Here is a 10146-nt window from a genome sequence, read left to right as displayed (position 1 = left end):
TCCAGTAGCACCAAGCTATGAAAATGAGCCAACTCCACCGGTAAAAACTCCAGATCAACCAGAGCCATCAAAACCAGAAGAGCCAAATTATGATCCATTGCCAACTCCGCCGCTAGCACCAACTCCTAAGCAGTTGCCAACACCACCAGCGGTGCCAACAGTTCACTTCCATTACAATCGTCTATTTGCACAACCTCAGATTAATAAAGAAATTAAAAATGAGGATGGAGTAGATATCGACCGTACTCTAGTTGCTAAGCAGTCTGTAGTGAAGTTTGAGTTGAAAACGGAAGCTTTAACTGCAGGGCGTCCAAAAACAACTTCGTTTGTATTGGTAGATCCACTTCCAACTGGCTATCAGTTTGATTTGGAAACAACCAAGGCTGCAAGCAAAGGTTTTGAAACAAGCTATGATAAAGCTAGTCACACTGTAACCTTTAAGGCTACTGAGGAGACCTTGGCAGCTTTCAATGCAGATTTGACAAAATCCTTTGAGACTCTATATCCAACTGTTGTTGGTCGTGTCTTGAATGATGGGGCGACTTATACAAACAACTTTACATTGACAGTCAACGATGCCTACGGTGTCAAGTCAAACATTGTTCGTGTAACGACTCCAGGTAAACCAAATGATCCTGACAATCCAAATAACAACTACATCAAGCCTTTGAAAGTTAACAAGAACAAGCAAGGTGTGAATATTGATGGCAAAGAAGTTCTAGCTGGTTCAACAAACTACTATGAACTCACATGGGATTTGGACCAATACAAGGGAGATAAATCTTCTAAAGAAGCGATTCAAAATGGTTTCTACTATGTGGATGATTATCCAGAAGAAGCCTTAACCCTTCAACCAGAATTGGTTAAGATTCGTGATCTAGAGGGCAATCTTGTACCAGGTGTCAGTGTTCAACAATTTGATAGTTTAGAAGCTGCGCCTAAGAAGGTTCAAGATCTGTTGAAGAAAGCAAACATCACTGTTAAAGGTGCTTTCCAACTCTTCTCAGCTGATAATCCAGCTGAATTCTACAAGAACTATGTAGCAGCAGGAAAATCATTGCTAATCACAGATCCGATGACAGTTAAACCTGAATTTGGTCAAACGGGTGGTAAGTATGAAAACAAAGCCTACCAAATTGATTTTGGAAATGGCTATGCTACAGAAGTAGTTGTCAACAACGTACCGAAAATCACACCGAAAAAAGATGTGACAATCAGTATGGATCCAAGCAGTGACAATATTGATGGCCAAACAATTCCGTTGAACCAGTTCTTCAATTATCGTTTAATCGGTGGTTTGATTCCACAAAATCATTCTGAGGACTTGAATGACTATAGTTTTGTAGATGATTATGACCAAAAAGGTGATCAATACACTGGAAACTATAAAGTTCTTGCCAAGGTTGATATCCGATTGAAAGACGGTCGTGTTATTAAGGCAGGGACAGACTTAACAGCTGAAACACAGGTTGAACATAATCAAGATAAGGGAATGATTACAATTCGCTTCAAGGAAGAATTCCTTCAAGAGATTCAGTTGGATTCTCCATTCCAGGCTGAGACTTATATTCAAATGAAACGAATTGCTGTCGGAACCTTTGAAAATACCTATGTAAATACTGTGAACAAAGTTGCTTATGCTTCAAATACAGTTCGCACGACAACGCCAGAACCTAAGAAACCAGAGGAGCCAACAACTCCTACTCCAAATCCAAAAGGGAATCCTACTCTACCTCAAACAGGTACAAATGATTCAAGCTACATGCCATATCTTGGTCTAGCAGCTTTAGTAGGAGTTTTAGGACTTGGTCAGTTGAAACGTAAAGAAGATTAAAGCAACTAAGCTCTGAATTTAAATAGAAAAGAGGAACTCTGTTTCCTCTTTTTTGTACCCCTAAATTAAAAACGCTTCCTATTGATTTTCACTCATAAAATCAACTAATTTATGTTAAAATGGTAGTAGAAAGTTGAGATTATGAGTTATTTTAAAAAATATAAATTTGATAAGTCACAGTTCAAGCTTGGTATGCGAACCTTCAAAACAGGGATTGCCGTATTTATAGTTCTCTTGATTTTTGGTTTTTTTGGCTGGAAGGGGCTTCAAATCGGAGCATTGACAGCAGTCTTCAGTTTACGAGAGAGCTTTGATAAGAGCGTCCATTTTGGAACTTCGCGTATCTTAGGAAATAGTATTGGCGGTTTTTACGCCCTTGTCTTTTTCCTCTTAAACACTTTATTTCATGGAGCCTTTTGGGTAACTTTACTAGTTGTTCCGATTTGCACCATGTTAACCATTATGACAAATGTCGCCATGAACAACAAGGCAGGAGTTATCGGTGGTGTAGCGGCTATGTTGATCATTACCCTATCAATACCGAGCGGAGAAACATTTTTGTACGTGTTTGCACGTGTATTTGAAACATTTATGGGAGTTTTTGTCGCAATCCTTGTAAATTATGATATTGAGCAACTGAAACTCTTTTGGGAGAAAAAAAGAAAATAATGTTACATTTTATGACATTATTCGTTGACGTATGTCTTTTTTTAGACTATAATAGACAGGAAGAAGGAAATTGTAAATGAAGGAAAGAGAATTTCGCCGAAATATGGCTGTTTTTCCTATCGGCAGTGTTATGAAATTGACCGATCTCTCAGCGCGTCAGATTCGTTATTATGAAGATCAAGAGTTGATCAAACCTGATCGAAACGAAGGGAACCGTCGCATGTATTCGTTGAATGACATGGATCGTCTGCTTGAAATCAAAGATTATATCTCTGAAGGTCATAATATTGCTGCGATTAAGAAAAAATATGCTGAACGCGAGGCGAAGTCCAAGAAAGCCGTGAGTCAGACGGAAGTGCGTCGCGCACTTCACAATGAACTCCTCCAGCAGGGGCGCTTTGCTTCAGTACGGTCACCCTTTGGTCGCGGTTAGGCAATCGCAAGTAGTCATATATATTAAGGAGAAAACCCATGCCAATCACAGCTGCAGATATTCGTCGTGAAGTCAAGGAAAAAAATGTTACCTTTATTCGTCTCATGTTTTCAGATATCCTGGGGACGATGAAAAACGTCGAAATTCCTGCTACAGATGAACAGTTAGATAAGGTCTTGTCAAATAAAGCCATGTTTGATGGATCTTCTATTGAAGGTTTTGTACGTATTAATGAGTCAGATATGTACTTGTACCCAGACTTGGATACATGGACAGTCTTCCCTTGGGGAGATGAAAATGGAAGTGTTGCAGGTTTGATCTGTGATGTCTATACAACAGAAGGCGAACCCTTTGCAGGTGACCCACGTGGTAATCTGAAGCGTGCACTTCGTCATATGGAAGAAGTAGGATTCAAATCCTTCAACCTTGGTCCAGAGCCAGAATTCTTCCTATTTAAGTTGGATGAAAATGGCGACCCAACACTTGAAGTGAATGACAAGGGTGGCTACTTTGATTTGGCGCCTACTGACCTTGCGGACAATACACGTCGTGAAATCGTGAATGTCTTGACCAAAATGGGATTTGAAGTAGAAGCGAGTCACCACGAGGTTGCGGTTGGACAACATGAAATTGACTTCAAGTATGATGAAGTCCTTCGTGCCTGTGACAAGATTCAAATCTTTAAGCTCGTAGTAAAAACCATTGCTCGTAAACACGGTTTGTACGCAACCTTTATGGCAAAACCAAAATTTGGTATTGCTGGATCAGGTATGCACTGTAATATGTCCTTGTTTGATGCAGAAGGAAACAATGCCTTCTTTGATCCAAATGATCCAAAAGGAATGCAGTTGTCTGAAACGGCCTACCATTTCCTTGGCGGTTTGATCAAGCATGCTTACAACTATACTGCTATCATGAACCCAACAGTTAACTCATACAAACGTTTGGTTCCAGGTTATGAAGCACCTGTTTACATTGCTTGGGCTGGTCGTAACCGTTCGCCACTTGTGCGCGTGCCGGCTTCACGTGGTATGGGAACTCGTCTTGAGTTGCGTTCAGTGGACCCAATGGCAAACCCATACATCGCTATGGCGGTTCTTTTGGAAGTTGGTTTGCATGGTATTGAAAACAAAATCGAAGCACCAGCTCCTATCGAAGAGAATATCTACATCATGACAGCAGAAGAGCGTAAGGAAGCTGGAATCACTGATCTTCCATCAACTCTTCACAACGCTTTGAAAGCTTTGACTGAGGATGACGTGGTCAAGGCAGCCCTAGGTGAACACATCTACACTAGCTTCCTTGAAGCGAAACGTATCGAGTGGGCCAGCTATGCAACCTTTGTTTCACAATGGGAAGTTGATAATTATCTTGATTTGTATTAAGAACATAAAAAAGATTATCTAATTGGATAATCTTTTTTATTTTTGCAATGTTATAAAAGTATTTTGATGCAAATTTTAGTATAGGTAATATAGGCAATTCATATTTCTTGCCTTGCTTACAATTATGCATCGGAAACGGGAATATTCTGACAAATCTCAGAAAACGAAATCAAGTTTATGATTAGAAAAACTGTACAATGATGGTATTTAATGGCGATTTTCTACTTTTAAAAAAAGTTTACTATTTGACAACGTATTGCTTGTATAAATGAATAGTAAATGATAAAATATCATTTGGAATGAATGAGTCGCAGTTTTTGTTTGATTGTATTAATATGTTATCTACTCAAGACTTATTCGTTGTATTTTACTATTAAAGGAAAGGAGATGTTATGCAAAAAGACAAGTGGTGGCTACCATTTTTAGCGGTGGGTGTCATCATAGGTTTAGCGGTGGGTTTACTTTATTACACCCGACCCACTAAGGATGGAGATATAGGTTCATCGTCAGTTTCGCAATCAACTTCTAGTGATAAGAACAATACGGCTTTGAGTTTAAAAGGTCAACAACTTCCAGAATTTAAAATGACCTCTCAAGATGGCAAATTGATTGCTATCTCGGAACTGTATGATAAACCTATGTTAGTTGTCGAATGGGCTAGTTGGTGTCCGCATTGCCAGAAACAACTACCCATTGTTCAGCAGATGTATGAAAAGTATGGAGATCAAATTCATTTTGTTCTTCTGAATATGAACGAACCAGGAAAAGAAACAAAGGAAACTGCTGATCAGTATATCAAAGAAAAAGGATATACTTTCCCCTATTATTATGACGAAGATCAGTCCGCAGCCGATCTTTTACAGGTTCAAACCATACCAAGTATGTATCTTGTGACAAAACAGCAACAGGTAAAGAATGTATTAGTAAATCATACCACTGCTGAAAATTTCTCGAAAGAGTTACAAGAATTGCTAAACTAACATACATTCATTTCGGGAAAAAGGAGGAAGAAGAAATCACAATAGGATTTCAGAGAAAATTATGAGAGATTTCATTAAAAAGGTCTCCATTCTGTTTACGATTCTGTTTCTCTCTGTGCCATTAGGATTAGCTAGTTTACGTTTCGGTCGTGGTGCGGCTGATGAAACTGAGGTAATTCGAGTAGGAGATAATACGGAAATTATCCAGAATGGATGTTATCGTAAGATAAAGAAATCGGACCAAACAAAGTGGACAGTTCCACGTAAACCGGTCGACTTAGTTATCCTTCAGGATGCGAGTGGATCGTTCAGGAACACCATTCCTAATGTCCAAAATGCCTTAAAAACATTGACAACATTTGTCAGTGAAGAAAATTATGATGAGAATAATCCTCGTTTGGTTAAGACTGATAACCCGGATACATCAGACCGAGTTATGATGGCAACCTTCCAAGGTGCGGATGGATACAACTATTACTACAATAATGATTTTACAGGTCGTAAAGATGTTGTTGGTGGTTGGGGAGCTGATTATGATTACAAATACAAGTCTAGCAACTTGTCTTCTGATCAAAATGATATCCATCAATTCATTGATAATATTAAGGTAGCAGGAGGAACACCAACCGTTCCAGCTATTGACGATGTCATTGCTCAATATAATCAAATAAAAGGGAATATGGCTAACGGTCGTAAGACCATCTTCCTTTTGATTACGGATGGTGTTGCTAATGGGAAACGTGACCCGGATGGTAAGGTTCGTCTAGAGTACAGTGATTATCGTAACAAAATTCTTTCACGTGCCTGGAATTTTAATGAGCTAACTGAAGCATCTCAAAACGTTTTAGGGCGTGTGGAAGAGGTTAAGGAAGCATCTACAAGACTTAAAAATGTTGTTGGTTCCGAAGGGACTGTAGTAGTAGGTTTCTGGGAAGACGTATCAATCTTTGAAAACTCTAAAGCTCAGTATTATGACACATATAGAGAAGGTTATTCAAAATATTTTAATATAGGAGATAACCGAAGTGTCCAAGATATCTTCCATGAAGCATTAGAGGGGATGGCTTCTCCAGCTAAAAATATTAATGGTAAGAATGTTTCCTTCTATGTTAATGAACAAAGCGATATCAATAAGTTCTCAAGTCGAGTTCTAGAATCTGTTGGAGCTGCGTTGATTAAGGAAGACATTAAAGGTGAGTTCACTGTTACACCTGGATATAAGGTGGATGCTGTTCGAATCAATGGCAAGACTGTTGTTGAAAAAGTCACAGACCCATCAAAACAAATTCGTGGTCGAATCAATCAAGAAGGCGACAATGTCACAATCTATGTACCCGATAGTGTCTTCAATCCAGGTAATAACAGTTTCGACTATGATTTGAGTAAGGAAGCACGTGCTCCTGAAACGAATGAAGAGGATGAAGTTGATCCGCCAGCTGATTATAAACCTGTAAAAGAAGAAGTTACAGTTCCTGAGTTGACTGGTGTCTTCAAGACGGGTGAGTTTAAAACTCAAAAAATCGGTGGACGTAATGAAAAAGTTGAAGTTCAAAAGCTCGAGTACTGTTACCCAAGTGTCACTAAGAAAATTACCGACGCAGATAAGAGAAATGACTTGGGAGAAATTGATGACCCGCTTGGTTTGACAAAGAAAAAAGCCTATTCTGCACAATTGTCAGACAAGGCAGAGGAGTTCACCTATACTCTTGATTACAACTTCAATAACGTAGCCTACGAATTTGAAAAGAACGTCATGTTGACAGACCCACTTGACTACCGTTTGGAAGTAGTTGAAAGTTCAGCTACTGGACCAAATGGAGAAAAATGGGCCACTCGTGTCGTGAAACAAAATGACGATCTTGGAAACGAACGTGATGTTGTTGTTGCTGATGTTCCTGCTAAAGGATCAAACTATAATTACTTGGTATTGAAGAAAGCTCAAATGACCATCAAGGTTCGTTTGAAAGAACAATACCGCAATAATCAAGCAAGTAAAGAATTTATGGCCCTTCTTCAGGATAATGATGGATTCGGTTTGCTGAACCAGGGTAATATCATGTGGAATGGTGATGACAATCAACCAAACCAAGATGCGCATGCCAAGACAGATACTAAACCAAGTACGATTCGCCGTTCAAATCCTGTTTATGTGAAACCACCAGTTGTAACAGAAATTACGAAGAAGGTCAATGATAAGGAACATGAAGATCTTAAGACAGAAGAACAACTCTTCGAGTACAAAGTGACTGTTCCATGGCCAGGCCTTGCAGATACATTCAGCCTTACAGATACAGTTGTTTCAGAGTTGGAAGTTCAGGCAGATAGCTTGAATGTAAAACTTGGTGAAAAAGATAATACTGAGTTGAAAACTGCTGTAAAAGTTGAAGGTCAAACTGTTTCACTGACTCTTGATAAAACTCAACTCGAAAAAATCTCACGTAAGGTAACGCGTCGTAAGACTAAAGATGTTCAATACCTTGAATTGACCTTCAAGGCTAAGATTCGTGCGGGTGCTGACCTTTCTAAATATAAGGAAGATGGTCAAATTAAAGTACCTAACACGGCAGATGTTGTCTTGAATGATATCAAGAAAACATCAAATAAAGTAACGGTTACACCACCAAAACCAAAAGAACCTTCTATTAATAAGAAGATTAATGAAAACTTGGATACATTCCAAACATTTGATGGACAACCATACAACTACAACATTACAACAGCAGTACCAAGTGATGTTGCAAATTACAAGAAATTTGTGATTCGTGATACACTAGATGCTAATTTGGAACTTGCAGGTGCCGTAAGTATTAAAGGTTCTGCAGCTGCCCTCTTTGATATCCGCACCAATGGCCAAGAGATTACGGCAACGGTGAAGGATGGTCAATTTGGTGAACTTGCAAAATACTCAACTGTTGAACTAGTCATTCCTGCAAAAGTTAAAAATGGTGTGACAGGCACAACCATTGAAAATAAGGCTTCTATTTCCTTTACAAATGAGAATAATGTAGAGAAAAAAGTTGAATCGAAACCTGTCACCGTAACGCCACCTCCTGTAACGAAGAAGATCAATGAAACTCTTGATCACTTAGATATCGCGACAGGTCAAGCGTATAACTACAACATTAAGACAAAACTTCCAACCGATATTACAGATTACAAGAAATTTGTGATTACAGATACACTTGAAGGAGATTTGTCAGTTATCAATGAAACTTCAAGCAAACCAGTTATCAAAGGAGCAGCTGCTGCCTTCTTCGATGTAACAGTTGAGGGTCAAACCGTGACTGCAACGATGAAGGACTTTGCGAACGCTACAGCTCTTGCTGGTCAAGAAGTGGAATTGATTATTCCAGCTAAGATCAATGATGGAGTGACTCGTATCAACATTCCAAATACTGCGAAGTTTAGCTTCACAGATAAGAACGATCATAGCGGAGAAAAGGAAACGAAACCTGTCACCGTAACCCCTCCATCAGAACCAGGTGTTGATAAGAAAATCAACGAAACACTGACAGAGGCAACAATCGGTGCGGAAACCGACTTTACTTATAATATCAAAGCGAAATTGCCAAATGATATTACAACGTACAAGTCCTTCGTTGTAACGGATACCTTGGATGAGAACTTGACTCCAGGTCAAGCTGAAATCAAGGGAGCTGCAGCGAAATTCTTCGATGTAACAGTTCAAGGTCAAACCGTGACTGCAACGATGAAAGATTTTGCGAATGCGGGTGACTACGGTAACCAAGAAGTAGAGCTCGTGATTCATGCCAAAGTGAAGAAAGGCTCAACTGTTCCATCTATTGAGAACAAAGCTAAGATTACTTACACCAACAAGAATGACCAACAAGGTGAGAAAGAAACCAAGCCAGTCACTGTTACACCACCACCAATCACGAAGAAGGTGAATGGTCAGGAACACGCAGATCTTGGTAAGTTATCAGAAATCTTTACTTATACGATTGACTCAACGGTTCCACATGTGGCAGATAGCTTCACCATTTCAGATGATATCGTCAAAGAATTGGCATTTGAAGGGGAAGCAACTGTCACTGTTGACGGCCAAGCTGTTCAAGATTTGACTGTGAAAACAGAAGGTCAAACCTTGACAGTCACATTTGGAAAAGATCAAGTGAAACAATATGCTGGTAAAGCAGTCCAAGTTTCATTCAATGCCAAGATTAAAGACGGCATCACTTTCGATGCTCTCTTGACTGCTTATCCAAATGAAGCAAAAGACAAGCCAGTAGTACCAAATACTGCTAGCTACATCATTAATGACAATCCTGATTCTAAGAAAGAATCAAAACCAGTTACAGTTACACCACCACCAACCACTACTCCAGAGCTTAAGAAGGAAGTAAACGGAGCAGAACGTTATGATCTTGCAAAACGTAATGAAGAATTTACTTATACTTTGAAAACAACAATGCCTGCCAGCGCAACTGTGTTTGAGATGACAGACGAGTTGAAAGAAGTTCTAGAATTTGTCGGTGAGAATGCTTCAGCTACTGTTAAACTTGATGGTGAGGATGCAGGATCGAAGGCGACAGTGACACTTTCTGGTCAAGTCATCAAAGTTGCCTTTACAGAAGCTTCTGTAAAAGCAGATGCCGGTAAGTCAATTGAAGTGAATTTCAAGGCTAAGATTAGAGATAATGCCAACTTATCAGCTTATGTGAATAAAGATGGTAAGACAGAGATTCCGAATAAGGCTTCTTATGATATTGATCATAATCCAAGATACCACAAGGATTCTAACGAAGTTCCAGTAACGCCACCAACACCAGAAGTGCCAGAAATCAAGAAAGATGTGAACGGCAAAGAAGCTGAAACTCTTGACAA

The 10146-nt window shown here is 39.3% G+C and carries 5 protein-coding genes and 1 pseudogene; all 6 read left to right on the top strand.

Translation table 11 applies throughout. The features are described from left to right. Positions 1 to 1834, top strand: a 1834-nt coding sequence (locus M1G01_RS07705; RefSeq protein WP_247931534.1) for an SspB-related isopeptide-forming adhesin, incomplete at its 5' end; no start/stop codon positions are given. A gap of 141 nt (positions 1835 to 1975) precedes the next feature. After that, positions 1976 to 2503 carry an FUSC family protein gene (locus M1G01_RS07700; RefSeq protein WP_000119887.1) on the top strand — a complete coding sequence of 176 codons (528 nt, stop codon included), beginning with the start codon at positions 1976 to 1978 and terminating at the stop codon, positions 2501 to 2503. Between the two features lie 76 nt (positions 2504 to 2579). Continuing rightward, positions 2580 to 2936, top strand: a complete 357-nt coding sequence (gene glnR, locus M1G01_RS07695) for a transcriptional repressor GlnR (RefSeq protein WP_000664333.1) — start codon at positions 2580 to 2582, stop codon at positions 2934 to 2936. A 38-nt stretch (positions 2937 to 2974) separates the two neighbouring features. After that, positions 2975 to 4321, top strand: a complete 1347-nt coding sequence (gene glnA, locus M1G01_RS07690) for a type I glutamate--ammonia ligase (RefSeq protein ID WP_001122883.1) — start codon at positions 2975 to 2977, stop codon at positions 4319 to 4321. 392 nt (positions 4322 to 4713) lie between these two features. Then, positions 4714 to 5301, top strand: coding sequence for a TlpA family protein disulfide reductase (locus M1G01_RS07685; RefSeq protein ID WP_001168152.1), 588 nt, complete (start codon positions 4714 to 4716; stop codon positions 5299 to 5301). A 61-nt stretch (positions 5302 to 5362) separates the two neighbouring features. Then, positions 5363 to 10146, top strand: a pseudogene (gene padA / locus M1G01_RS07680) (LPXTG-anchored isopeptide-forming adhesin PadA); the annotation flags it as partial.

Origin of the sequence: Streptococcus oralis (assembly GCF_023110055.1) — a bacterium.
Classification (GTDB): domain Bacteria; phylum Bacillota; class Bacilli; order Lactobacillales; family Streptococcaceae; genus Streptococcus; species Streptococcus oralis_BY.
Note: the sequence above shows the minus strand (reverse complement) of the source record. Positions and strands in the feature narration are given on the sequence as shown.